Here is a 22,239-nt window from a genome sequence, read left to right as displayed (position 1 = left end):
GTGCAAGCGAACGGCGGATCAGGATCGCGAGGACGAGAACTCGCGCATCGACTTGTCGCCCAGCCCCACCGGCAGCGGGAAACGCACCGTCTCCTCGACGCCGGCCATGCGGCGCACGCTGACGGCGCCGAGCTCGCGCAGCCGGGCGATGACCTGCTGCACCAGCACGTCGGGCGCCGAGGCGCCGGCGGTCAGGCCCACGCGCGGGCGGCCGTCGAACCAGGCCGGCTGCAGGTCCTCGGTCGAGTCGACCATGTAGGCGGGCGTGCCCAGTCGCTCGGCCAGCTCGCGCAGGCGGTTGCTGTTGCTGCTGGTCGGGCTGCCGACGACGATCACAACGTCGACCTGCGGCGCCATCAGCTTCACCGCGTCCTGGCGGTTCTGCGTCGCGTAGCAGATGTCCTGCTGCTTGGGCTCGCGCACGGCCGGAAAGCGCGCCTTCACCGCGGCGAGGATCGCGGCGGCGTCGTCGACCGACAGCGTGGTCTGCGTGACGACCGCCAGCTTGTCGCCCTTCGGGTTGACGCGCGCGACGTCGGCGACGTCCTCGACGAGGTAGATGCCCTCCGAGAGCTGGCCCATCGTGCCCTCGACCTCGGGGTGCCCCTTGTGGCCGATCATCACGAACTCGTAGCCTTCGCGGGCGAGCTTGGCGACCTCGACGTGCACCTTGGTCACCAGCGGGCAGGTGGCGTCGAAGACCTGGAAGCCGCGGTGCCTGGCCTCGTCGCGCACGCTGCGCGGCACGCCGTGCGCGCTGAAGACCAGCGTGGCGCCGGGCGGCACGTCGGCCAGGTCTTCGATGAAGATCGCGCCCTTGGCCTTCAGGTCGTTGACGACATAGGTGTTGTGGACGATCTCGTGGCGCACGTAGATCGGCGCGCCGAAGCGCTCCAGCGCGCGCTCGACGATCTCGATCGCGCGGTCGACGCCGGCGCAGAAGCCGCGCGGCTCGGCCAGCAGCACGTCGTCGACGCGGGGCTCGGCCGTCGCCGCCATCACAGCACCCCGATCACCCGGACCTCGAAGGTCACGGGCTGCCCGGCCAGCGGGTGGTTGAAGTCGAACAGCAGCCAGTCGGGCCCCAGCTCGCGCACGACGCCGGCATAGGCGCCCTGCCCGTCCGGCGTCGGGAACTGCACGACGTCGCCGACGTGGTACTCGGCGTCCGGGTCGCCCAGCTCGGCCAGCAGCGCGCGCTTGACCCGCTGCAGCAGCTCGGGGTTGCGCTGGCCGAAGGCCGTGCCAGCATCGAGACGGAACGTCTCGTGCGCACCTTCGCTCAGGCCGAGCAGTTTCTGCTCGATGGCCGGGGCCAGCTGGCCCTGGCCGAGCGACAGCGTCGCCGGTTGCCCGTCGAAGGTATTGACGACGTCGCTGCCGTCGGGTCCGGCGAGCCGGTAATGCAGGGTCAGGAACGACCCCTCCTGAATGGTGATCACGCCAAGGGGGGAGAAGTGGCGTCGCGCGTGGCGACTAGACTGGCCGCATTTTACGAGGGGGGCGGCGCCGGCCGTCGATGATGTCGATCAAGCACCTGCCGAGCGGCGCCCGGCCGCGCGAAAAACTGCTGGCGCTGGGGCCCGCGGCGCTGGCCGATGCCGAGCTGCTGGCGCTGCTGCTGCGCACCGGCGTGCGCGGCCAGGGCGTGCTGCAACTGGCGGAACACGTGCTGCAGCGCTTCGGCGGCTTCGCCGGGCTGCTGCAGGCCAGGCCCGACGAGCTGGCGGTCAAGGGCCTGGGCCCGGCCAAGCGCGCCGAGCTGGCGGCGGTGGTCGAGATGGCGCGCCGCTCGCTCGTGCAGCAGATGCGCGAGACACCGGTCTTCGACTCGCCGCAGGCGGTGAAGGACTTCGTGCAGCTGAAGCTCGCCGGGCTGCACCAGGAGGTCTTCGCGGTGCTGTTCCTCGACAGCCAGCACCGCCTCGTGCAGTGGGACGAGATGTTCCGCGGCACGCTGAACCAGACCAGCGTCTACCCGCGCGAGGTGGTCAAGCGCGCGCTGGCGCTGAATGCCGGCGCGGCGATCCTGGCGCACAACCATCCTTCGGGGCTCGCGGAACCTTCGCGGGCCGATGAATTCCTCACGCAGTCGCTGAAGAGCGCATTGCAACTCGTCGACGTGCGGCTGCTCGATCACCTCGTCGTCGGCCGCGGGGCTGTCGTATCGTTCGCCGAGCGCGGCCTGTTGTGATGCCGCTGAACAGCGTTGGGAATGTCATGAAGATCAGGAGCCTGGCCGAGCTCGGCGCCCTGCGCGAGGCGATGGCCCGCGCGCAGCGCGACGCGGCCGAGCGCGCCGCGCGCGAGCGCGCATTGCAGCGCCGCCAGCAGGTCCAGCACGACCTGTTCGCCCGTGCGGTCGGCCCGGTGCACAAGCTGCGCGACCGTGGCCTGGCCGAGATCGTGCGGCCGCTGCCGCCGCCGCACCCGCGCCAGCGCGAGCTCGACGAGCAGGCGGCGGTGCGCGAGTCGCTGTCCGACGAGGTCAACCTCGAGTCGCTGCTGCTGACCGACGACGGCCTGAGCTTTCGCCGTCCCGGCATCGGCCCCGAGGTGGTGACCAAGCTGCGCCGGGGCCAGTGGGCGCTGCAGGGCCAGATCGACCTGCACGGGCTGAACCGCGACGAGGCGCGCCGTGCGCTCGCCGACTACCTGCATGAATGCCAGCGCCGCGGCATGCGCTGCCTGCGCGTCGTGCATGGCAAGGGACACGGCTCGCCGGGCCGGCAGCCGGTGCTGAAGGCCAAGGTGCAACGCTGGCTGGCGCAGAGCGCGGAGGTGATCGCCTTCGCGCAGGCCAGTGGCCCGCAGGGGGGTGCCGGGGCGCTGGTGGTGCTGCTGGCCGGCAGCTGATCGGGACGATGATGCCAGTCTTCCTTCGAGCCCTCGGCGTGCTGCTGCTGTTCGCCGTCAGCGCGGCGTTCGCCCAGCCACAACCCTCCCCGCACGCGATCGAGATCCCGCGCTGGTTCTCCAACAGCCTGCTCGACTTCAAGGACGAGGTGCCCGAGGCCGCGCGCGAGGGCAAGCGGGTGATGGTCTATTTCGGCCAGGACGGCTGTCCGTACTGCAAGGCGCTGATGAAGGCCAACTTCGGGCCGGGGCCGATCACCGACAAGACACGCCAGCACTTCGTCGCCATCGCGGTGAACATCTGGGGCGGCAGCGACGTCACCTGGCTCGACGGCACGCAGACCACCGAAAAAGGCCTCGCGCAGCTGCTGAAGGTGCAGTTCACGCCGACCCTGCTGTTCCTGGAGAGCGACGGCCGCGTCGCACTGCGGCTGAACGGCTACCAGCCGCCCGAGCGCTTCACGCATGTGCTGGACTACGTCATCCAGCGCCGCGACCGCGAGCAGTCGCTGGCCGAGTACCTCGCCGCGCAGTTGAAGGAACCCGAGGTGGCGATCGCGGGCCCGCGGCCCTACCTGATGCGCGACGCGGGCAACCTGGCGCGCGGCGGCCGCGCAAGGCCGCTGGCGGTGCTGTTCGAATCGGCGTCATGCAAGGCCTGCGCCGAGATGCACGGCGAGGCTTTCGCCCGCGATGCGATGAAGCCGCTGCTCGCCCGCTTCGACATCGCGCGGCTGGCGCCGGCGACGTCAAGCCCGCTGGTGACGCCCGACGGCCGGCGCAGCGACGTGCGCCGCTTCGCGCGCGACCTCGGCATCCAGCTGTACCCCACGGTGGTGTTCTTCGACGCGCAAGGCCGCGAGGCCTTCCGCTTCGACGGCTACATGCGGCCCTTCCACATCGAGAGCGCGTTCGAGTACGTGGCCGACGGCGCCTACCGCCAGCAGCCGCATTTCCAGCGCTTCGTGCAGGCGAAGGCGGACAGGCTGCGCGAGCAGGGCAAGCCGGTCGATCTCTGGAAGTGAAGCGGGGCGGCGCCGGCCGCCTCGACCTGGCCCGGCTCAGCCGCCCTGGTTGCGCATCCAGTCGGCGGTGCCGAAGAAGCTCTCGGCCAGGCGCTCGGCCATGGCCGGGTCGATGCCCTCGTCCTGCATGGCCTGCAGCATGCAGGCCATCCACTGGTTGCGCTCGCGGATGCCGATCGCATACGGCAGGTGGCGCGCGCGCAGCCGCGGGTGGCCGAAGCGCTCGATGTAGTGGTTCGGGCCGCCGAGCCAGCCGCAGAGGAACCAGAAGAGCTTGTCGCGCGAACCGTCGAGCGACTGCGGATGCAGCGCGCGCAGCTCGGTGAAGACCGGCTCGAGGTCCATCAGGTCGTAGAAGCGGTCGACCAGCGCGCGCACGCCGGTTTCGCCGCCCAGGCGTTCGAACGGGGTGATCGCCGCCGCAGCGCTCGCCGCGTCGTCGTCGATGTCCGCCATGGCCTTCAGCCTGCCAGCTTGGCGGCGGCGGCGACCAGCGCCTGCGCGGCCGGGCTGCCGGGCAGCGACTCCAGCAGCAGCTGGCGCCGCTGCACCGTCTCGCGCACCGCGCTGTCCTGCGGGATGTCGCCGATGTGGTCCAGCTTGATCGGCTGCGCGAGGTTGCCGTTGACGAAGCGGTCAACGACTTGCTGCAGCTGCGCCCGCACCGCACGGCCTTCGCCGCTGCGCTGCGTCTGGTTGACCAGCAGCTTCATCGGCCGCGGCGCCTGCGTCGAGGCCAGCACCTTGACGGTGGCGTAGGCATCGGCGAGCGAGGTCGGTTCCGGCGTCGCGACGATCAGCACCTCGTCGGCCAGCGACACCGTGAACAGCACGACGTCGGAGATGCCGGCCCCGGTGTCGAGCAGCACGTGGTCGTAGCGCGGACGCACGCGCTGGATCACGTCGAGCAGCTTGTCGCGTACCTCGGGCGTCATGCGCGAATACTCGATCAGGCCCGAGCCCGCCAGCAGCACCGAGAAGCCGCCGGGCGCCGGCAGGATCGCGTCGTCCAGCGGCGTGCGGCCGGTGAAGACATCGTGCAGCGTCAGGCGCGAGTACAGGTTCAGCACGACGTCCAGGTTCGCGAGGCCGAGGTCGGCATCGAGCACCAACACGCGCGCCCCTCGGCGGGCGAGCGCGGCGGCGAGGTTCGCGGTGCTGAAGGTCTTGCCGACACCGCCCTTGCCGCTGGTGATCGCGGTGATGCGCGCGCCCTTGGGCGGCGGCGCAGTCGACGCGGGCGCGGCCGTGGGGGCCGACGGGGTGACGGGAGTCATTCGAAGTCCTGAAACTGGGAGGTGCCGAACAGCATGCCCTTCTCTTCGGCGCTGACCGAGGGCACTTCGGAAGGTTCGATGCAGACGCGGTCGCGGCCTTCGGCCTTCGCGCGGTACAGCTGACGATCCGCGCGCTCCATCCAGAGTTCCGCGGACGAGCGCACCCATTGCTGCGCGAAGGCGCCGCCGACGCTGACGGTGACGCCGATCGTGCGGCCGTCGAGCAGCGGCAGCACGGTGCGGGCGACACGATGACGGATGCGGGCGGCTACCTGCGGCCCGAAAGCGGCCGCGCAGTTCGGCAGCACGATCGCGAATTCCTCGCCGCCGATGCGCGCGACGAGGTCCATCGGCCGCACGGTGACGGCCAGCGCCTCGCCGACCGCGCGGATGACCTGGTCACCGACCGCGTGGCCGTGGGTGTCGTTGATGCGCTTGAAATGGTCGATGTCGACGACCAGCAGCAGCGCCGATTCGCCGGACCGGGCCACCCGATCGACCTCGCGCGCCAGCGCCAGCTCGAAGTGGCGGCGGTTCGCCAGGCCCGTCAGCGGATCGCGGCTCGACAGGTCGACCAGCCGGTCGATCAGCTGCTGCATCCAGGCCTGCGAGCCCGGGATGCCGCCGGGAATCTCCTGCCCTGCGTGCCGCAGCAGCGCCAGCGCCATGTCCAGCCGCAGTACGTCGGCATCGGGGTGCAGCAGTTGCGGTCGGTGGTGGGCGTCCACTGAAGGGTTGACGAGGTACAGCGTGCGGCCAGTCTAGCAGTGGCCCTTCCTGCGACAGGGGCGGGAATAGCGGTCCAAACCGGGCTTTCTTCGCCCGCTCGGACCTCAAGCGCTCGGTCAGACTGCCGAACAAATGCCGTGATGCCGCGGCATCGCGCCCCTGGACCGTCCTCGAATACGAACCATGTCCGACCTCATTGCACCGACACGGCCTGCCGCAACGACCGGCAGTGCCGCCGTCGAGCAGGAATTCACGTTCTCGAAGGCCGACTTCGACAAGGTGCGCGAGCTGATCTACCAGCGCGCGGGCATCAGCCTGCACGCGGGCAAGCAGGCGATGGTCTACAGCCGGCTGTCGCGCCGGCTGCGCGAGACCAGCCACCGCTCGTTCGCCGACTACCTGCAGTGGCTGCAGTCGCACACCGGCGCGTCGGGTGACGCCGAGTGGCAGGAGTTCATCAACTGCCTGACCACCAACCTGACCTCCTTCTTCCGCGAGGACCACCACTTCCACGCGCTGGCCGACGACCTGAAGGCCCGCGCCGGACAGAACCTGCGCATCTGGTGCAGCGCGGCCTCGACCGGCGAGGAACCGTACTCGATCGCGATGACCGTCGCCGAGGCGCTGGGCCCGAGCGCAGCGGTGCGCATCCTGGCCAGCGACATCGACACCAAGGTGCTGGCCACCGCGCAGCGCGGTGTCTACGACGCCGATTCGCGCGGCCTGTCGCCGCAGCGCCTGCAGAAGCACTTCCTGCGCGGCAAGGGCGCGAACGCCGGCTTCATCCGCGTCAAGCCCGAGCTGGCACGCATGATCGAGTTCCGGCCGTTCAACCTGATGGCCCGCGACTGGGCCCTGGGCGAGCCCTTCGACATCATCTTCTGCCGCAACGTGATGATCTATTTCGATGCGCAGACGCAGCGCCAGGTGCTGCAGCAGATGCATCGCATCACGCGGCCCGGCGGCCTGCTGTACGTGGGCCACTCCGAGAACTTCACCGACTCGCGCGACCTGTACAAGCTTCGCGGCAAGACGATCTACCAGAAGGCCTGAGCCGACCCCGCTCGCCCGAGACAGGACCGCTTCACATGATTCCGATGTCTGCCACCGCCACGATGGCGCCGCGCATGCCGACGATCAACAACACGATCAACAGCTCGCCGCGGCTGGAGAAGCTCAAGGCCGCGTCGCGCAAGCCGGGCGAGGCCTCGTTCTTCTTCTGGGACGCGCACTTCAAGAACGACTCGGTCAAGGTGCTGCCGGGCGAGTACTTCGTGCACGACGAGGACCTGCTGATCACCACCACGCTGGGCTCGTGCATCGCCGCCTGCCTGTGGGACCGCGAGCGCAAGATCGGCGGCATGAACCATTTCATGCTGCCCGAAGGCGCCGGCGACTCCGGCCGCTACGGCTCGTACGCGATGGAACTGCTGATCAACGAGATGATGAAGCGCGGCGCCTCGCGCATCACGATGGAGGCCAAGGTCTTCGGCGGCGGCGCGGTGATCAGCGGCATGAACAGCCTCAACGTCGGCGAGCGCAACACCAAGTTCGTCATCGACTACCTGCAGACCGAGCGCATTCCCATCGTCAGCAAGGATGTGATGGACGTCTACCCGCGCAAGGTGTGCTTCCTGCCCGGCAGCGGCAAGGCGATGGTCAAGCGCCTGGCGCCGACCAACACCGACGCGCTGCTGGCCCAGGACCGCGCCGCGGCGCAGAAGGCCGTGCCGGTGTCCACCGGCGGCGGCTCGGTCGACCTGTTCTGATCAACCGACGACAAGACGGAGTTCAAGATGTCCAAAACCCGTGTCGTGGTGGTCGACGATTCCGCGCTGGTACGTGGCCTGCTCGCCGAGATCATCAACAAGCAGCCGGACATGGAGTGTGTCGGCGCCGCGAGCGATCCCTACGTCGCGCGCGAGATGATCCGCAACCTCAATCCCGACGTCATCACGCTGGACGTCGAGATGCCGCGCATGGACGGCATCGACTTCCTGTCCAAGCTGATGCGCCTGCGGCCGATGCCGGTGGTGATGGTCAGCACGCTGACCGAACGCGGCGCCGAGGTGACGCTGCGCGCGCTGGAGCTCGGCGCCATCGATTTCGTCGCCAAGCCGAAGATCGGCGTCGCCGACGGGCTGCGCCAACTCGCCGAGGACATCACCGAGAAGGTCCGCACCGCGTCGAAGGCCCACGTGCGGCGCCTGCCGCCGGCGGTCGCGCCGGCCGGGGCCGCCCCCGGCTCGCCGGCACCCGCGGGTGTGCGACCGGCCGCCCCGGCCGCGTCGCTGGGTCGCCTGTCGACGGAGAAGATCATCTTCATCGGCGCCTCCACCGGCGGCACCGAAGCGACCAAGGAAGTGCTGATGAACCTGCCGGCCGACGCGCCGGCGGTGGTCATCACGCAGCACATGCCGGCGGGTTTCACCCGCAGTTATGCCGCGCGGCTGGACGGCCTGTGCCGCATCCGCGTCAAGGAAGCCGTGGACGGCGACCGCATCATCCCGGGCCATGCCTACATCGCGCCGGGCGGGCTGCACCTGTCGGTCGAGCGTTCCGGTGCGAACTACATCGCCCGCGTGCGCGACGGTGACCCGGTGAACCGCCACAAGCCGTCGGTCGAGGTGCTGTTCGAATCGGCGGCACGCGTGGTCGGCCAGAACGCGCTCGGCGTGATGCTGACCGGCATGGGCGCCGATGGCGCACGCGCGATGAAGACGATGCGCGACGCCGGCAGCTACAACTTCTGCCAGGACGAGTCGAGCTGCGTCGTCTTCGGCATGCCGCGCGAAGCCATCGCCCACGGCGCGGCCGACGAGGTGCTGCCGCTGCAGCGCATCGCACCGGCGCTGCTCGAGCGCCTGCGCTCGACGGTCGGCGCGGCGATCCACCGCGTCTGAGCGAACCGCGCCGTCGGCGCGGTCCGCCCGTCGTTCACTGCCAGCGCAGGCCGCCGCCCGCGAGGTCCACACGCGCGGCGCGCAGCGCCAGCGAGTCCGCTCCCCGGCGGGCCGCCGCCTCGGCCTGCAGCCACTCGGGCGCGCCGATGTCGCGCAGCGTCGCGTCGTTGAGCTCGATCGCCAGCTGCAGGTCCATCTCGCCCTCGGGAACGACGCGCGCGCGGCGCCAATTCGTCAGACTGTCCAGCGCCGCATCCTTGATGCGCTGCCACAGCGGACGGTGCAGCGGGATCGGGGCGGGCATCGTGCAGGTGTTGGCGTTCATAAACACTCCGGTGGTCATGGATTCGACGTGCTGGTAAGCATAAACATAGCTTCCTGGCAAGAAAATCGATAAGTTCCGGCCAAATTGGTCAGCGATACTTACCAACATGCGCCTTCCCCTGCAAACGCTGCCCACCTTCCGCGCCGTCGCGAAGCGCCAGAACCTGCGTGCCGCCGCCGAGGTGCTGCACCTGACGCACAGCGCGGTCAGCCAGCAGATCAAGCTGCTCGAGGAACAGCTGGGCTTCGTGCTCTTCGAGCGCAGCGGCCGCCGCATCGTGCTCAACCCCGCCGGCGCGGCGCTGCTGGCGGCCGTGGAAAGCGCGCTGGACCAGCTCGACGAAGGCCTGCGCGCCGCTGCCGCCACCGCGGCCGGCGATACGCAGCGCGTGCGCGTGACGCTGCTGCCCTCCTTCGCGCAGCGCTGGCTGCTGCCCCGCATGGGGCGGTGGCGCGCCCGCCACCCCTGCATCGCGCTGGAGCTCGAGGCGTCGCCGCGGGTCATCGACCTGCAGAAGGAAGGCTTCCACGTCGCGCTGCGCCAGGGCGCCGGTCCGTGGCGCGGATTGCAGTGCGAGCCCTTGATCGCCTCGTCGCGCATCGCGCTCGCCGCGCCCGACATCGCGCGCCGGCTGCGCGGCGCCTCCCCCGCGGCGCTGGCCGACGAGCCGCTGCTCGGCGATGCAGACCTCTGGCAGCAGTGGTTCGCGCAGCAGGGCCACACGACGCGCGTCAACCCGGTCGCCAGCTTCAACGATGCGGGCCTGATGCTGCAGGCGGCCGAACAAGGTCTGGGGCTGGCACTCACGCGCGAGCTGCTGGCTGCCGATGCGCTGCGCGACGGCCGGCTGGTGCGACTGGCGCAGCAGGCGGTGGCCGGCGACGGCTACGACACCTTCTGGATCGTCTACCCGCCGGCACTGGCCGACTGGCCACCGTTGCAGGCCTTCCACGCCTGGCTGCGCGAGGAACTGGCGCAGTCGGCGGCCGAGCTGCGCGTGAGCCCCGCGCCGGCCGGCTGAAGCCTCGGCGGATCAGCGCGTCAAGGCGCCAGGAACAGCGACTGCAGGTCCGACAGGAAGTCGAAGCCGCGCACGGTCGGCTTCACGCGCACGAAGTCGCGCTCGACCAGCCCGCGCGCTTCGGCCTGCTGCAGCGGCGCTTCGATGGCCGTCAGCGGCAGCCCGGTGCGGGCGCTGAAGTCGGCCAGCGCGAAGCCCTCGCGCAGTCGCAGTGCGTTGAGCATGAACTCGAAAGGCAGCTGCTTGCGCGCCACCTCGTCGTCGTTGCTCATTGCGCTGCCGGCGAGCGCCTGCTCGATGTAGCTCATCGGCTCGCGCCAGCGCACCTGGCGCACGACGCGATGCGGGTAGCTCAGCTTGCCGTGGGCGCCGGCGCCGATGCCGAGGTAGTCGCCGAACTGCCAGTAGTTCAGGTTGTGCCTGCAGCGGTGGCCGGGCTGGGCGAATGCCGAGACCTCGTAGCGCTGCAGGCCCGTGGCGGCCGTGCGTTCGACCAGCAGGTCCAGCATGTCGCTGGCGAGGTCGTCGTCCGGCAGGCCCACCGGCCGCTGCACCGCGAAGCGGGTGTTCGGCTCGATCGTCAGGTGGTAGATCGACAGGTGCGGCGGCGCGAACGACAGCGCGGTGTCGAGGTCGGCCTGCAGCTGCGCGAGGGTCTGCCCCGGCAGCGCGTACATCAGGTCGAGGTTGAAGGTGTCGAACGCGTCCTTCGCTTCTTCGAGCGCGGCGCGCGCCTGCGCGCCGTTGTGCACGCGGCCCAGGCGCTTGAGCATGCCGTCGTCGAAGCTCTGCACGCCGACCGACAGCCGCGTGACGCCGGCGGCCCGGAAGGCCTTGAAGCGCTCGCGTTCGAAGGTGCCGGGGTTCGCTTCCAGCGTGATCTCGCAGCCCGGCTCGAGTGGCAGGCGGGCACGGATATCGGCCAGCAGCCGGTCGATGGCCTCCGGCGAGAACAGGCTCGGCGTGCCGCCGCCGATGAACACGCTGATCACCGGCCGGCCCCAGACCTGCGGCAGCGCCGCGTCGAGGTCGGCGCGCAGCGCGTCGAGGTAGCGCTGCTCGGGCGGTTTCCCGTCCGGCAGCGCGTGGGAATTGAAGTCGCAGTACGGACACTTCGCCAGGCACCACGGCAGGTGCACGTACAGCGACAGCGGCGGCTGCTCGCTCAGGGTGAGCGTGCCCGGGCGCAGGTAGCGCGCAACGACATCGGCACCGTCGACCATGGCCGCTTCCCTTGAACGCTAGGCCAGGCGCCAGACCTGCACCAGCTGCTCGCGCAGCGCGGCGGCCGAGCGTGCACGGTGGCTGAAGCGGTTCTTGCGATCGGCATCGAGCTCGGCGACCGTCGCGCCCAGCTCGGGGATCATCATCAGGGGGTCGTAGCCGAAGCCGCCGTTGCCGCGCGGGCTGTCGAGCACCTCGCCCGGCCAACGGCCGACGGCGATCAGCGGCTCCGGATCGTCGGCATGGCGCAGCGCCACCAGCGTGCTGATGAAGTGCGCACGGCGGTCGGCGGCGCCCTGAAGCCGTTCGAGCAGCAGGGCATTGTTCAGCGCATCCTGGCGGCGGCGGCGCGCCTCGCGGTCCTCGCCGGCGATGACGTCGACTTCGCCCGCGTAGTGCGCCGAGATCACGCCCGGCGACCCGCCGAGCGCGTTGACGCACAGCCCCGAGTCGTCGGCGATCGCCGCGCCGCCGCAGGCCCGCGCCGCATGGCGCGCCTTGGCCAGCGCGTTCTCGACGAAGGTGTGGTGCGGCTCCTCGGCCTCGACGATGCCCAGCTCGCCCTGCGTGACGATCTCCAGCGGCAGGCCGGCGAGCAGCGCGCGCAGCTCGGCGAGCTTCTTCGCGTTGTTGGAGGCGAGCACGAGGCGCATCGGATTCACCGTGAACGTCAGCGGGGCAAAGGCAGTGCCAGCGCCGCCGCCTGGGCCTGCACCAGCTCGCGGATGCCCTTGTCGGCCAGCGCCAGCAGCGCGTCCATCTCGGTGCGGGTGAAGGACGCACCTTCGGCCGTGCCCTGCACCTCGACGAAGCCGCCGGCCCCGGTCATCACGACGTTCATGTCGGTGTCGCAGGCCGCGTCCTCGGTGTATTCCAGGTCCAGCAGCGGCGTGCCGTCGACGATGCCGACCGAGATCGCCGCCACCGCGCTCTTGATCGGGCTCTTCGGGATCGCGCCCTTGGCCAGCAGCCAGCTCACCGCGTCCTGCGCGGCGACCCAGGCCCCGGTGATCGCGGCGGTGCGCGTGCCGCCGTCGGCCTGCAGCACGTCGCAATCGATCAGGATGCTGCGCTCACCGAGCGCCGCGAGGTCGAACACGCAGCGCAGCGAACGGCCGATCAGGCGCTGGATCTCCTGCGTGCGGCCGCTCTGCTTGCCGCGCGCGGCCTCGCGGTCGCCGCGGGTGTGCGTGGCGCGCGGCAGCATGCCGTACTCGGCCGTCACCCAGCCTTCGCCGGAGCCGCGCTTGTGCGGCGGCACCTTCTCCTCGACCGACGCGGTGCACAGCACGCGCGTCTCGCCGAAGCACACCAGCACCGACCCCTCGGCATGGCGGGTGAAGCCGCGCTGGATGACCACCGGACGCAAGGCGTCCGCTGCGCGGCCGCTGGCGCGCTGGAATTCACTCATGGAAGGACCTCAGTGTTTTTTCTGGGACGAGCGCCGGATGGCCTCGTTGATCTCGCGGATCGAGCGTTCGATCTCCGCGTCGTCGAGCTCGTCGGGCGGGGCTTCGCCGGCGCCGAGGCTGGCCTGGATGGTCGATGCGAAGACCTCGTCGCCGAGGTTCTGCGTCGACACCGCGACGGTCGATTCATGGTCCTCGGCGGCTTCCCACTCGACCGCCAGGATGGTCACGTTGTCGCTCTTCGCGCCGGCATTGCGCAGCGCCTGCTCGGCGAGCTCGGGCACGGCATCGGAGATGGGGCGCAACGACAGCTGCTCGGTGATCACCGCGTCGGTCACGCTGCCCCACAGGCCGTCCGAGCACAGCAGCACCTTGTCACCCGGCTGCATCAGCAGGGGCCCGGCGGTGTCGACCACCGGCTTGCCGGGCGAGCCGAGGCAGGTGAACAGCACGTTGCGGTTGAAGCGCTGCGCGATCGGCACCACCTGCGCCATCGTGTCCTGCAGCTCGGTGTACGAATGGTCGCGCGTGCGGGCGATCAGCTTGTCGCCGCGAACGAGGTACAGGCGCGAATCGCCGCAGTGCGCCCAGTACGCCGCGTTCCCCTGCAGCACGCAGGCGACGATGGTGGTGCGCGGCGTGTCGAGCAGCGCCTTGTCGGTGGCGTAGCGCAGCAGCTGGTGGTGACCGGCGAGGATGGCGTCGTGCAGGAAGCGCAGCGGGTCCTTCAGGCCCGGCTTGGCATCGCGCTGGTAGAGCGCGGCCATCGTCTGCAGCGCCAGCTGCGAGGCGACCTCGCCCTCCGGATGTCCGCCCATGCCGTCGGCCAGCGCAAAGAGGCCAGAACTGCGGGTATAGCAATACCCCATCCGGTCTTCGTTCTTCTCGCGGCCGCCCTTGCGGCTGACCTGGTAGACGGAGAACCTCATCGCGCGCTCCGGATCACGGCTTGGCGCCGGACTTCAGGTTCTCGATCTGCAGTTTCAGCCGCTCGCTGAAGCTGAGCTTGGTGTAGCGGCGTTCGGTCTCGCGCGACAGCTCCTTCTGCAGCGCGAACACGCTCTGCGGCCGCGACAGCGGATCGAGCGACATGCACCACTCGGTGACCTCGATCAGGTTGTCCGAGTAGACATTGCGCAGCCGCGACAGCGACAGCGCGAGGCGATCCTTCTCGAGCCGCTGCGGCGCGTCGTTCGGCGGATAGCCCTGCATGCAGGCATAGATGCAGGCGCCGATTGCGTAGATGTCGGTCCACGGGCCCAGCGTGCCGTCGCGGCGGTACATCTCGGGCGCGGCGAAGCCGGGCGTGTACATCGGCCGGATGAAATTGCCTTCCTTGCTCAGCACTTCGCGCGCAGCGCCGAAGTCGAGCATCACCGCCTTGTTGTCGTTGGTGATGAAGATGTTCGCCGGCTTGATGTCCAGGTGCAGCATCTTGTGCTGGTGCACGATGCGCAGGCCGCGCAGGATCTCGTCGAAGAGGCTGCGGATCGTCGACTCGCGGAACACCTTGTCGCGCTTGAGGTCGCGCGCGGTGACGATGAAATCCTGCAGGGTATCGCCCTGCAGGTAGTTCATCACCATGTAGACGGTTTCGTTCTCGCGGAAGAAATTCAGCACCGAGACGACGCTGGAATGCGAGATCTGCGCGAGCGACCGGCCTTCTTCGAAGAAGCTCTTCAGGCCCAACCGGTACAGCGGCTGCTTCTCGGGCTTGACGCGTGGCGTCAGTTCACCGGGCGAACGTTCGGCCAGCGACGCCGGCAGGTATTCCTTCACCGCCACCAGGTGCCGGTCGGCATCCTCGGCGAGGTAGACCACCCCAAAGCCACCGGCCGCCAGTTTCTTGACGATCGAGTACCCCCCGACCACCGTGCCCGCAGGCAAAGGGGCGGGTTTTGGCTTTGACATAATTGGTGATTTCGCTCGAACGAATAGTCGATGGCAGTCTACAGCATGACCGGTTTCGGCAGCGCCAGCGCAGCGGCTGCAGCACCTGCCGAAACGGCGCCGGCTTCCCCAGGTGCGGGGTCGGCCGCGACGGTCGAGCTCAGGTCCGTCAACGGCCGCTTCCTCGACCTGTCGCTGCGGCTGCCCGATGAGCTGCGCGGCCTCGAACCGGCGCTGCGCGAGCTCGTCGGCCAGGTGTTCAAGCGCGGCAAGATCGAATTGCGGGTCGCGACGCAGCGCGAGTCCGACAACGCCTGGCCGCAGCCGCAACCGGAACAGCTGATGCGGCTTGCTCAGCTGGAATCCACCGTGCAGTCCTTCCTGCCCAACGCCCGCTCGTTCAGCACCAGCGAGGCGCTGAACTGGTGCCGCGGCGCGGCCGCCACCGAACGGCTGGACGATGCGGTGCTTCAAGCCGCCCGCGCAGCCGTCGAGGCGATGCGCGAGGCGCGGGCCCGCGAAGGCGCCCGCCTCGTCGCGATCCTGAGCGAACGCATCGGCCGCCTGCGCGAACTGGCCGCGCAGGCCGAGCCGCTGGTGCCGCAGGTCGTGCAGCGCCAGCAGCAGCGCTTCCTCGAGCGCTGGCACGAGGCGCTGGCCAATGCCGGCGCGGCGAGCACCGTCAAGCCCGAGGCGCTGCAGGAGCGCGCCCTCAACGAAGCCGCCGCCTACGCGCTGCGCATCGACGTCGCCGAGGAACTGTCGCGCCTCAAGGCCCACCTCGACGAGATCACGCGGCTGCTGAAGGCCGGCGGCGAGCTCGGCAAGCGGCTGGACTTCCTGATCCAGGAACTGCACCGCGAGGCGAATACGCTGGGTTCGAAGTCGTCGGCGCTGGAGCTGACCAACGTCTCGGTCGAGATGAAGGTGGCGATCGAGCAGATGCGCGAGCAGGTGCAGAACATCGAGTGAGGCCGATCAGATGAGCGACACCCCCGCGCCCGCCGGGCCCCTTGCAGCCGCCGGCTCTGCATCGCCGATCGAGACGCCCGGCAACCTCTTCGTCGTCGCCGCGCCGTCGGGCGCCGGCAAGTCCAGCCTGGTCAAGGCGCTGCTGGAGCTGGATTCGCACCTCGCGGTGTCGGTCTCGCACACCACGCGTCAGCCGCGGGGCCAGGAGCAGCACGGCCGCGAGTACTGGTTCATCGACGAGCCGACGTTTCGCGCGATGGTCGCGCATGGCGACTTCTTCGAGTGGGCCGAGGTGCACGGCAACCTCTACGGCACCTCGCGCTCGGCGGTCGAGAAGCGCCTGGCCGAAGGCGAGGACGTGGTGCTGGAGATCGACTTCCAGGGCGCGCTGCAGATCAAGAAGCTCTTCCCGCACGCGGTGCTGATCTTCATCCTGCCGCCGAGCTGGCAGGAGCTGAAGCAGCGCCTGCAGCGCCGCGGCGAGGACCATCCCGAGGTCATCGAGGAGCGCATGGCCAACGCCCGCGAGGAAGTCGCACAGGCCCGGCACTTCGACTTCGTTATAATCAATTCTTTGTTCGAAACGGCGCTTTTCGACCTGAAGACCGTCGTGCACTCGCAGCGCCTGAAGTACGCCGCTCAACTGCGCAACAAGTCGCAGGTCTTCGCCGCGCTGAATCTGATCTGAACCGAGCTTCGAACAGACTTCGAAATCCACCAGGACGCCCATGGCCCGCATCACCGTCGAAGACTGCCTGCAGAAGATCCCGAATCGCTTCCAGCTCGTGCTCGCCGCGACCTACCGCGCCCGCATGCTGAGCCAGGGCCACGCGCCCAAGATCGAGACCAAGAACAAGCCCGGCGTCACCGCGCTGCGCGAAATTGCCGCGGGCGAAGTCGGCATCGAGATGCTGCGCCGCGTGCCGATCTGAGGCACGGCGTTTCCAGATCATTGCAAATGGGCACCCTCGGGTGCCCTTTTTGCTTTCCCGCGCGCCACGGCGCGCCCGTCAAAGCAGGCTAAATTCGGGCCATGGGGATCCGATCGTTCGCCGCTGAACTGCTTTTGCCTGCCGCGCTGCAGCCGAAGCATCGGGCGCCCGCGATCGAAACCGCGCCGAAGCCCGAAGCCGCCTCCTTCGCCGCACTCTCGGACAAGCTCGGCTACCTGTCGAAAGGCGAGATCAAGCAGATCCGCGAGGCCTACAAGTTCGCCGACGAGGCCCACCTGGGCCAGTTCCGCGCCAGCGGCGAGCCCTACATCACGCATCCGATCGCCGTCGCCGGCATGGTGGCCGACTGGCGCCTCGACGCGCAGGCCGTGATGGCCGCGCTGATGCACGACGCCATGGAGGACTGCGGTGTCACCAAGGTCGAGCTGATCGAACGCTTCGGCGCGCCGACCGCCGAGCTGGTCGACGGGCTGACGAAGCTGGACAAGCTGCAGTTCCCGACGCGCGAGGAAGGCCAGGCCGAGTCCTTCCGCAAGATGCTGCTGGCGATGGCGCGCGACGTGCGCGTCATCCTCGTGAAGCTGGCCGACCGGCTGCACAACATGCGCACGATGGCCGCGATGCAGCCGGCCAAGCGAAAACGCATCGCTCGCGAGACGCTGGACATCTTCGCGCCCATCGCCCACCGGCTGGGCCTGAACCAGATCTACCGCGAGCTGCAGGAACTGTCGTTCGCGCACCTGTTTCCCTGGCGCCACGGCGCGCTCGACAAGGCGGTCAAGCGTTCACGCGGCTACCGGCGCGACATCGTCGACCGCGTGCACAAGGACGTCGAGAAGGCCTTCGCCGCATCGAAGATGAAGGTGCTGGTCTCGGGTCGCGAAAAGACCGTCTACTCCATCTACCGCAAGATGCGCGAAAAGCACACCAGCTTCGCGCAGGTCAACGACATCTTCGGCTTCCGCATCGTCGTGCAGACGCTGCCCGACTGCTACCTGGCGCTCGGCGTGCTGCACCAGCTGTACAAGCCGGTGCCGGGCCGCTTCAAGGACTACATCGCGATCCCCAAGCCCAACGGCTACCAGTCGCTGCACACCACGCTGGTCAGCCCGCTCGGCACCGCGGTGGAGTTCCAGATCCGCACCGAGCAGATGCACGCGGTGGCCGAAAGCGGCATCGCGGCGCACTGGCTCTACAAGAACGACCGCCGCGCCGGCGGCTCGGGCGATGCGCATCCGCTGGGCGCGATGTGGCTGCAGTCGCTGCTGGACATCCAGGACGAGACGCGCGACGCGGCCGAGTTCCTCGAGCACGTGAAGATCGACCTCGTGCCCGAGGCGGTCTACGTCTTCACGCCGATGAGCAAGATCATGGCGCTGCCGCGTGGCGCGACGGCGGTGGACTTCGCCTACGCGATCCACTCCGACGTCGGCGACCACTGCGTCGCGGCCAAGGTCAACGGCGAGCCGGTCGCGCTGCGCACGGAGCTCAAGAGCGGCGACGTCGTCGAGATCGTCACCGCACCCGGCGCACGGCCGAACCCGGCCTGGCTGAACTTCGTGCGCACCGGGCGTGCGCGCTCGAAGATCCGGCACTTCCTGAAGACGATGGAGCAGGAAGAGTCGCGCAGCCTGGGCGAAAAGCTGCTGCAGCAGGCGCTGCGGGCCGAAGGCCTCGGCCTGCCGTCGACCGACCCGACCGACACCGAAGCCAATGCGCTGTGGCACCAGCTGACGCGCTGGAGCGGCAATCGCGGCCGCGGTGAGCTGCTGACCGACATCGGCCTGGGCCGCAAGATCGCCACCATCGTCGCCAAGCGGCTGGCGCAGCTGATGGCCGAGCGCGGCACGCGGCCCGATGCGGTGACGCTGACGCTGGGCCGCTATGCCGCGGACGACGCGGCGCCGAGCCAGGGCGGCGTGGCAATCGACGGCAGCGAAGGCGCGTCGGTGCAGTTGGCCACCTGCTGCCGACCGATCCCGGGCGACGCGATCGTCGGCTACCTGGGCCGCGGCGAAGGGCTGCTGGTGCACACCGCCGACTGCCACAACGGCAAGCGGCTGAAGGAACGCGATCCCGAGCGCTGGATGGCCGTGGAATGGGCCGAGCAGCCGGTGCGGGCCTTCGAGACGATGATCGCCGTGCAGGTGCGCAACGGCAAGGGTGCGCTGGCCCAGGTGGCCGCGTCGGTCAGCGCCGCCGAAGCCGACATCACGCACATCGACATGGACAACGAACGGGATGCCGACATCGCCGAGCTGCGCCTGTCGCTGGCCGTGCGCGACCGCCATCACCTGGCCGACGTGCTGCGCACGCTGAAACGCTCGCCGCCGGTGGTGCGCGCGTCGCGCGTGAAGCCCTGACGGCCGTCGCGGCGGCCGCTTAGCAATCTCTTCGCATCCCCGTAGGCGCGAGTTAGCAACGCGCGCCGGGCGCGCTTCCTAGACTGGGGCCAACCCTCGACGACCACGTCGAATCACCCAGGAACCGCGCCATGAAACTGCCCCGCCTCTCCCCGATCGTGTGGATGTGCCTGCCCGTGATGCTGCTGCTCGGCGGCAGCGTGCTGCTGCTGGCACCGTCGCAGGCCGCGGCCGCCGACAAGCCGGCCGCCGACAGCGGTTGCCGCGCCGCGGCGCCGCAGGTCATCGTCGACGATCCGACGAAGCCCCTGGACCCCAACGACCCGCATTTCGCCGCCAAGCTGGCCGCGCGCTACGAGGCCATCGGCAAGCGCTGAGCGTGCTCACTGCGCCGGCGCGATGTCGCCGGCGTCAGCGCTTGTCGCGCGGGGGTGAATATGTCACTCCGGGACGGCTGCATTGTTCATCGGGGATTCGAGGGCGGCTCCTTACAGTGCCCATCAAGCCCTCCCGACGGACACCGCGATGATGAGCACCACCCTCCTGCAGTCCACCGCCCCGGCGGTGCATGCACCGGCTGCCTGCCGCATCACCGCCGACGCCGGCACGCAATGGCGGCTGGCGAACGGCACGCCGGTGCGCGTGCGGCCGGTGAGCCCGCGTGACCGTGCCGCGCTGGGCCGCTTCATCGCCGCGCTCGGCCCCGCGAGCCGCCAGGCGCGCTACGGCACGACCGCCGCCGGCCTGTCGGACGCGCGCCTCGCGGCGCTGACCGACATCGACCCCGACCACGAGGTCGGCTTCGTGATCACGGTGCCCGACGAGGGCGGCGAGCGCATCGTCGGCGAGCTGCGCTTCGTGATCGACGGCAGCACCGGCAGCGCCGACATCGCGCTGGTGGTCGCCGAGGGCTGGCAGCGCCTGGGGCTCGGCACGCGGGCGCTGCTGGCGCTGGTGCGCGCCGCGTCGCGCCGCCGGCTGCAATGGCTGCGCGCCGACGTGCACTGCGGCGACGAATCCACCTTGCGCATGCTGCAGCACTGCGGATTCACCGCGACGCCGCATCCGGACGACGCGGTGCTGACGCGGCTGCACCTGCTGCTGCTGCCGCCCTTCCCCGGCCAGTGAGGTCGCAACGACGGCCTCGTCAGGGGCTGGCGTAGCCGACGATCTCCGACAACGCGGGCACGCCGCCGATCGCGTTGGCGGTCAGCAGCCCCGAGATCACCGTGCCCTCGACGCAGCCGGCATTGACGCCGGTGTAGATCCAGTCGCCGGTGATGAACAGGTTCTCGAAGTCGCGCCGGTCGGCCCGCAGCCGCACCGCCGTCGACCCCGGCACCGACAGCACGTAGCGCTCCGACGGATCGATGTTCGCGCGCCAGTACTGCGCGTCGAAGCGCGCGCGGCCCTGCCGATCGGCCGGCGCCATGAGCAAAGACCAGTCGAAGCCGCGGCCCGGCGTGGCCGGATCGCCGGCCTGCGGCCACATCACCGTCGCCCACTGCTCCAGCCACTGCAGCGCGTTGGCCCGGACCTGCGCGTCCTCGCGCGCGGGGGCGGCGCGGTCGTCCAGCGGCGGGATGCCGCCGGGCATCGGCGCGCAGAAGTAGGTCAGCGTGCCCGGCGTCGCGTCGTCCGCCCAGTCCTCGCGCGGCAGCAGGTGGGTCATGTCGGCCCAGGTGTCCAGCGGTTCGGGGTAGGCATCGGTCACCGCGCTGGGCAAGGTCCAGCCGAGCGCCTGCTGCGTGGGTTGAAGCCACAGCTGTGCGGCCTGCGTGCGCACGGTCTCGACGCCGGCCACGCTCGCCTGCCACGCCGGGCTGGCCGCCAGCAGCTCGCCGGCGACGTACGGGATGCTGGCGATCGAGATGCCGAAGACAACGAGGTCGAAATCGCGCCCGCGTTCGAGGATCACCGGCACCTCGCGCTCGACCCACGGCGACCACATCGACTCCAGGTCGATGCCCTGCGCCTTCAATTCGTCGCCTTCGACCAGTTGCGCGTACAGCGGCGTATTGGGCCAGCACGGCAGGCCCTTGACGTCCACATAGGGGCGGTAGGTGTCGCCCTCGCGCAGCGTCGCCTGCCGGCCGACGTGGATGCGTTCGACGGCGGTCTTGTCGGCGTTCAGTTCGAGGTTGTGCACACGATGGAAGAACTCGAAGCGAACGCCGCGCTTCTCGAGAACCTGGTGCATCGGCGTGAACACGGTGTCCCCCATGCCCGCCTGCATCTTCCAGAAGATGGCTCCCTTGTAGGTCAGCACCATGCGGAAGATGAACCGCAGCGCGACCCCGGCTGCGACGCGCTGGTCGTCCGGGTTGCCGTCGCGGTAGGCGAACAGCAGGTCGTAGAACGCGCGCACCAGCGAGGACTCGACGCTCGAATCGAGCGCCCCGCTCTCGCGCAGGAAGGCGCGGAAGTCCAGGTGGTCGATCGCGTCGAGAGCGTGCGCGCCCTGCTCCAGCCCGCGTTCCAGCACGCCCGCGGTGCAGGCGAGCCCGATGTCGACGATGATGAACAGCCGGCGCGCCTCGGTGTCGCCCTCGAGATGGGCTTCGATGTGCGCGAGCAGCCGGCGCCGGACCTCGCGCAGCAGCGCCACCAGCGGGCCGCGCACCTCGTCCGGATCCGCACCCTGGCGCAGCCGCGCGCTGTGGCCGCGCGCGGCATGCAGCAGCAGCTCGGCGGCGGCGATGTCGGCGACGTCCTCGACCAGGCGCAGCACGTGCTCGACCGACTGCAGCAGCTTGTCGATCAACCCGTGCGCGGGTGCCGTCGACGACGTGGGCGCCGTGAACAGCGTGCCGTCGAGCAGCCGGTGCAGCGACTGCAGCGTCTCGTCGATGTAGTCGGCCAGCGTGCCGAATTCGCCGCCCAAGCCCGGCGCATCGTCGGTGATCGGGAATTCGAGCGGCCAGTCGATCCAGCGCCCCTTCACCTGTTCGCCGAGGTCGATGAAGCCGTGGCGCTTGAACGCGTCGTCCCAGTTCGCCAGCGGCGCGCCGGCGGCCCGGCCGAGCTCGGCATAGGCCTCGCGCATGATGCGGAAGGCGTTCTGGTACCAGCCCATCCAGACGTGCAGCCCGTGCTCCTCGATGCGGCCGTCGGGGCCACGGCCGCTGGCGCCCTTGCCGCCGAGGCGCCAGCCCTGCTGGTAGACCGTGATCGAGGCGTAGCGCTGGCGCCAGTCGGGCTGGCTGGTCAGCGCCCACGCGACCGTCAGCGCCGACGCGCCGCCGCCCAGGATCGCAACCTTCTTCGGTGTGGCATCCATCGACCTGCCGCT

General features: G+C 69.8%; 25 protein-coding genes. 13 read left to right on the top strand and 12 right to left on the bottom strand.

Features of this window, described 5'->3' with window-relative positions:
• Positions 1 to 18: 18 nt before the first annotated feature.
• On the bottom strand, positions 19 to 999 hold the full coding sequence (gene ispH, locus P1K89_RS15430; protein WP_284617323.1) for a 4-hydroxy-3-methylbut-2-enyl diphosphate reductase: 981 nt from the start codon (positions 997 to 999) through the stop codon (positions 19 to 21).
• Positions 999 to 1,442: an FKBP-type peptidyl-prolyl cis-trans isomerase gene (locus P1K89_RS15425; protein ID WP_284617322.1), complete on the bottom strand. Its 444-nt coding sequence runs from the start codon at positions 1,440 to 1,442 to the stop codon at positions 999 to 1,001. The genes ispH and P1K89_RS15425 overlap by 1 nt, the downstream gene beginning before the upstream one ends.
• Positions 1,443 to 1,522: 80 nt before the next feature.
• On the opposite strand from P1K89_RS15425, the gene radC reads away from it, so the two are divergent.
• From radC to P1K89_RS15410, 3 genes are read left to right on the top strand one after another with little or no spacing between them, the layout of a single operon-like run.
• Positions 1,523 to 2,194 (top strand): RadC family protein, encoded by a 672-nt coding sequence (gene radC, locus P1K89_RS15420; RefSeq protein ID WP_284617321.1) that lies wholly within the window; start codon positions 1,523 to 1,525, stop codon positions 2,192 to 2,194.
• 26 nt (positions 2,195 to 2,220) lie between these two features.
• Positions 2,221 to 2,856, top strand: coding sequence for a Smr/MutS family protein (locus tag P1K89_RS15415; RefSeq protein WP_284617320.1), 636 nt, complete (start codon positions 2,221 to 2,223; stop codon positions 2,854 to 2,856).
• An 8-nt stretch (positions 2,857 to 2,864) separates the two neighbouring features.
• Positions 2,865 to 3,881 carry a thioredoxin family protein gene (locus P1K89_RS15410; protein WP_284617319.1) on the top strand — a complete coding sequence of 339 codons (1,017 nt, stop codon included), beginning with the start codon at positions 2,865 to 2,867 and terminating at the stop codon, positions 3,879 to 3,881.
• Positions 3,882 to 3,917: 36 nt separating this feature from the next.
• On the opposite strand, the gene P1K89_RS15405 is transcribed toward P1K89_RS15410, so the two are convergent.
• Genes P1K89_RS15405 through P1K89_RS15395 form a run of 3 tightly spaced genes read right to left on the bottom strand, consistent with a single transcriptional unit; the run spans position 3,918 to position 5,886 of the window.
• The gene (locus tag P1K89_RS15405) at positions 3,918 to 4,337 is read right to left on the bottom strand and encodes a group II truncated hemoglobin (protein ID WP_284617318.1); all 420 of its coding nucleotides are present in this window, start codon (positions 4,335 to 4,337) and stop codon (positions 3,918 to 3,920) included.
• 5 nt (positions 4,338 to 4,342) lie between these two features.
• On the bottom strand, positions 4,343 to 5,158 hold the full coding sequence (locus P1K89_RS15400) for a MinD/ParA family protein (protein WP_284617317.1): 816 nt from the start codon (positions 5,156 to 5,158) through the stop codon (positions 4,343 to 4,345).
• Positions 5,155 to 5,886: a GGDEF domain-containing protein gene (locus P1K89_RS15395; RefSeq protein ID WP_439897982.1), complete on the bottom strand. Its 732-nt coding sequence runs from the start codon at positions 5,884 to 5,886 to the stop codon at positions 5,155 to 5,157. The genes P1K89_RS15400 and P1K89_RS15395 overlap by 4 nt, the downstream gene beginning before the upstream one ends.
• A 184-nt stretch (positions 5,887 to 6,070) precedes the next feature.
• On the opposite strand from P1K89_RS15395, the gene P1K89_RS15390 reads away from it, so the two are divergent.
• The 3 genes from P1K89_RS15390 to P1K89_RS15380 all read left to right on the top strand — a co-directional run bounded on the left by P1K89_RS15390 (position 6,071) and on the right by P1K89_RS15380 (position 8,790).
• Complete coding sequence (locus P1K89_RS15390) at positions 6,071 to 6,940, top strand: CheR family methyltransferase (protein ID WP_284617316.1); 870 nt, start codon at positions 6,071 to 6,073, stop codon at positions 6,938 to 6,940.
• A 62-nt stretch (positions 6,941 to 7,002) separates the two neighbouring features.
• Entirely contained in the window at positions 7,003 to 7,656 is a 654-nt protein-coding gene (cheD, locus tag P1K89_RS15385; protein ID WP_284617520.1) for a chemoreceptor glutamine deamidase CheD, read from the top strand.
• 27 nt (positions 7,657 to 7,683) lie between these two features.
• On the top strand, positions 7,684 to 8,790 hold the full coding sequence (locus P1K89_RS15380; RefSeq protein WP_284617315.1) for a protein-glutamate methylesterase/protein-glutamine glutaminase: 1,107 nt from the start codon (positions 7,684 to 7,686) through the stop codon (positions 8,788 to 8,790).
• Positions 8,791 to 8,824: 34 nt separating this feature from the next.
• Here the strand turns inward: P1K89_RS15380 and P1K89_RS15375 are convergent, their stop codons facing one another.
• Positions 8,825 to 9,094: a hypothetical protein gene (locus tag P1K89_RS15375; protein WP_284617314.1), complete on the bottom strand. Its 270-nt coding sequence runs from the start codon at positions 9,092 to 9,094 to the stop codon at positions 8,825 to 8,827.
• 127 nt (positions 9,095 to 9,221) lie between these two features.
• Between P1K89_RS15375 and P1K89_RS15370 the strand changes: the two genes are divergently transcribed.
• Positions 9,222 to 10,136, top strand: a complete 915-nt coding sequence (locus tag P1K89_RS15370) for a LysR substrate-binding domain-containing protein (protein WP_284617313.1) — start codon at positions 9,222 to 9,224, stop codon at positions 10,134 to 10,136.
• A gap of 20 nt (positions 10,137 to 10,156) precedes the next feature.
• On the opposite strand, the gene hemW is transcribed toward P1K89_RS15370, so the two are convergent.
• Genes hemW through P1K89_RS15345 form a run of 5 tightly spaced genes read right to left on the bottom strand, consistent with a single transcriptional unit; the run spans position 10,157 to position 14,680 of the window.
• Positions 10,157 to 11,359 carry a radical SAM family heme chaperone HemW gene (gene hemW, locus P1K89_RS15365; protein ID WP_284617312.1) on the bottom strand — a complete coding sequence of 401 codons (1,203 nt, stop codon included), beginning with the start codon at positions 11,357 to 11,359 and terminating at the stop codon, positions 10,157 to 10,159.
• Between the two features lie 18 nt (positions 11,360 to 11,377).
• The gene (gene rdgB / locus P1K89_RS15360) at positions 11,378 to 12,013 is read right to left on the bottom strand and encodes an RdgB/HAM1 family non-canonical purine NTP pyrophosphatase (protein ID WP_284617311.1); all 636 of its coding nucleotides are present in this window, start codon (positions 12,011 to 12,013) and stop codon (positions 11,378 to 11,380) included.
• A gap of 17 nt (positions 12,014 to 12,030) precedes the next feature.
• The gene (rph, locus tag P1K89_RS15355) at positions 12,031 to 12,771 is read right to left on the bottom strand and encodes a ribonuclease PH (RefSeq protein ID WP_284617310.1); all 741 of its coding nucleotides are present in this window, start codon (positions 12,769 to 12,771) and stop codon (positions 12,031 to 12,033) included.
• A 9-nt stretch (positions 12,772 to 12,780) separates the two neighbouring features.
• Positions 12,781 to 13,698, bottom strand: a complete 918-nt coding sequence (locus P1K89_RS15350; RefSeq protein ID WP_284617309.1) for a PP2C family protein-serine/threonine phosphatase — start codon at positions 13,696 to 13,698, stop codon at positions 12,781 to 12,783.
• A 13-nt stretch (positions 13,699 to 13,711) separates the two neighbouring features.
• A complete protein-coding gene (locus tag P1K89_RS15345; RefSeq protein WP_173128474.1) occupies positions 13,712 to 14,680 on the bottom strand; it encodes a serine/threonine protein kinase in 969 nt (322 codons plus the stop codon).
• A gap of 30 nt (positions 14,681 to 14,710) precedes the next feature.
• Here P1K89_RS15345 and P1K89_RS15340 point away from each other — a divergent pair, with 30 nt between their 5' ends.
• The 6 genes from P1K89_RS15340 to P1K89_RS15315 all read left to right on the top strand — a co-directional run bounded on the left by P1K89_RS15340 (position 14,711) and on the right by P1K89_RS15315 (position 20,075).
• Entirely contained in the window at positions 14,711 to 15,631 is a 921-nt protein-coding gene (locus P1K89_RS15340) for a YicC/YloC family endoribonuclease (protein WP_284617308.1), read from the top strand.
• Positions 15,632 to 15,698: 67 nt separating this feature from the next.
• A complete protein-coding gene (gene gmk, locus P1K89_RS15335) occupies positions 15,699 to 16,319 on the top strand; it encodes a guanylate kinase (RefSeq protein WP_284617519.1) in 621 nt (206 codons plus the stop codon).
• 40 nt (positions 16,320 to 16,359) lie between these two features.
• Positions 16,360 to 16,563 carry a DNA-directed RNA polymerase subunit omega gene (gene rpoZ, locus P1K89_RS15330; RefSeq protein ID WP_284617307.1) on the top strand — a complete coding sequence of 68 codons (204 nt, stop codon included), beginning with the start codon at positions 16,360 to 16,362 and terminating at the stop codon, positions 16,561 to 16,563.
• 101 nt (positions 16,564 to 16,664) lie between these two features.
• Entirely contained in the window at positions 16,665 to 18,947 is a 2,283-nt protein-coding gene (locus P1K89_RS15325) for a RelA/SpoT family protein (RefSeq protein ID WP_284617306.1), read from the top strand.
• A gap of 131 nt (positions 18,948 to 19,078) precedes the next feature.
• A complete protein-coding gene (locus P1K89_RS15320; RefSeq protein WP_284617305.1) occupies positions 19,079 to 19,324 on the top strand; it encodes a hypothetical protein in 246 nt (81 codons plus the stop codon).
• Between the two features lie 151 nt (positions 19,325 to 19,475).
• Positions 19,476 to 20,075: a GNAT family N-acetyltransferase gene (locus P1K89_RS15315; protein ID WP_284617304.1), complete on the top strand. Its 600-nt coding sequence runs from the start codon at positions 19,476 to 19,478 to the stop codon at positions 20,073 to 20,075.
• 19 nt (positions 20,076 to 20,094) lie between these two features.
• Here P1K89_RS15315 and P1K89_RS15310 read toward each other — a convergent pair whose 3' ends face one another.
• Positions 20,095 to 22,227 carry an NAD(P)-binding protein gene (locus P1K89_RS15310; RefSeq protein WP_284617303.1) on the bottom strand — a complete coding sequence of 711 codons (2,133 nt, stop codon included), beginning with the start codon at positions 22,225 to 22,227 and terminating at the stop codon, positions 20,095 to 20,097.
• Between the last annotated feature and the right edge of the window lie 12 nt (positions 22,228 to 22,239).

The organism is Aquabacterium humicola (assembly GCF_030167915.1).
GTDB classification, from domain to species: Bacteria; Pseudomonadota; Gammaproteobacteria; order Burkholderiales; family Burkholderiaceae_C; genus Pseudaquabacterium; species Pseudaquabacterium humicola.
Note: the sequence above shows the minus strand (reverse complement) of the source record. Positions and strands in the feature narration are given on the sequence as shown.

Bases quoted from the DNA above. Each gene is read 5' to 3' on its own strand.
- P1K89_RS15400 (WP_284617317.1), bottom strand. From the start codon at position 5,158: ATGACTCCCGTCACCCCGTCGGCCCCCACGGCCGCGCCCGCGTCGACT.
- rdgB (WP_284617311.1), bottom strand. From the start codon at position 12,013: ATGCGCCTCGTGCTCGCCTCCAACAACGCGAAGAAGCTCGCCGAGCTG.
- P1K89_RS15340 (WP_284617308.1), top strand. From the start codon at position 14,711: ATGGCAGTCTACAGCATGACCGGTTTCGGCAGCGCCAGCGCAGCGGCT.
- hemW (WP_284617312.1), bottom strand. From the start codon at position 11,359: ATGGTCGACGGTGCCGATGTCGTTGCGCGCTACCTGCGCCCGGGCACG.
- P1K89_RS15320 (WP_284617305.1), top strand. From the start codon at position 19,079: ATGAAACTGCCCCGCCTCTCCCCGATCGTGTGGATGTGCCTGCCCGTG.
- P1K89_RS15405 (WP_284617318.1), bottom strand. From the start codon at position 4,337: ATGGCGGACATCGACGACGACGCGGCGAGCGCTGCGGCGGCGATCACC.
- P1K89_RS15325 (WP_284617306.1), top strand. From the start codon at position 16,665: ATGGGGATCCGATCGTTCGCCGCTGAACTGCTTTTGCCTGCCGCGCTG.
- P1K89_RS15370 (WP_284617313.1), top strand. From the start codon at position 9,222: ATGCGCCTTCCCCTGCAAACGCTGCCCACCTTCCGCGCCGTCGCGAAG.
- rph (WP_284617310.1), bottom strand. From the start codon at position 12,771: ATGAGTGAATTCCAGCGCGCCAGCGGCCGCGCAGCGGACGCCTTGCGT.
- P1K89_RS15375 (WP_284617314.1), bottom strand. From the start codon at position 9,094: ATGCCCGCCCCGATCCCGCTGCACCGTCCGCTGTGGCAGCGCATCAAG.
- P1K89_RS15350 (WP_284617309.1), bottom strand. From the start codon at position 13,698: ATGAGGTTCTCCGTCTACCAGGTCAGCCGCAAGGGCGGCCGCGAGAAG.
- P1K89_RS15410 (WP_284617319.1), top strand. From the start codon at position 2,865: ATGATGCCAGTCTTCCTTCGAGCCCTCGGCGTGCTGCTGCTGTTCGCC.
- ispH (WP_284617323.1), bottom strand. From the start codon at position 999: ATGGCGGCGACGGCCGAGCCCCGCGTCGACGACGTGCTGCTGGCCGAG.
- radC (WP_284617321.1), top strand. From the start codon at position 1,523: ATGTCGATCAAGCACCTGCCGAGCGGCGCCCGGCCGCGCGAAAAACTG.
- P1K89_RS15415 (WP_284617320.1), top strand. From the start codon at position 2,221: ATGAAGATCAGGAGCCTGGCCGAGCTCGGCGCCCTGCGCGAGGCGATG.
- P1K89_RS15345 (WP_173128474.1), bottom strand. From the start codon at position 14,680: ATGTCAAAGCCAAAACCCGCCCCTTTGCCTGCGGGCACGGTGGTCGGG.
- rpoZ (WP_284617307.1), top strand. From the start codon at position 16,360: ATGGCCCGCATCACCGTCGAAGACTGCCTGCAGAAGATCCCGAATCGC.
- P1K89_RS15390 (WP_284617316.1), top strand. From the start codon at position 6,071: ATGTCCGACCTCATTGCACCGACACGGCCTGCCGCAACGACCGGCAGT.
- P1K89_RS15315 (WP_284617304.1), top strand. From the start codon at position 19,476: ATGAGCACCACCCTCCTGCAGTCCACCGCCCCGGCGGTGCATGCACCG.
- cheD (WP_284617520.1), top strand. From the start codon at position 7,003: ATGGCGCCGCGCATGCCGACGATCAACAACACGATCAACAGCTCGCCG.
- P1K89_RS15310 (WP_284617303.1), bottom strand. From the start codon at position 22,227: ATGGATGCCACACCGAAGAAGGTTGCGATCCTGGGCGGCGGCGCGTCG.
- P1K89_RS15380 (WP_284617315.1), top strand. From the start codon at position 7,684: ATGTCCAAAACCCGTGTCGTGGTGGTCGACGATTCCGCGCTGGTACGT.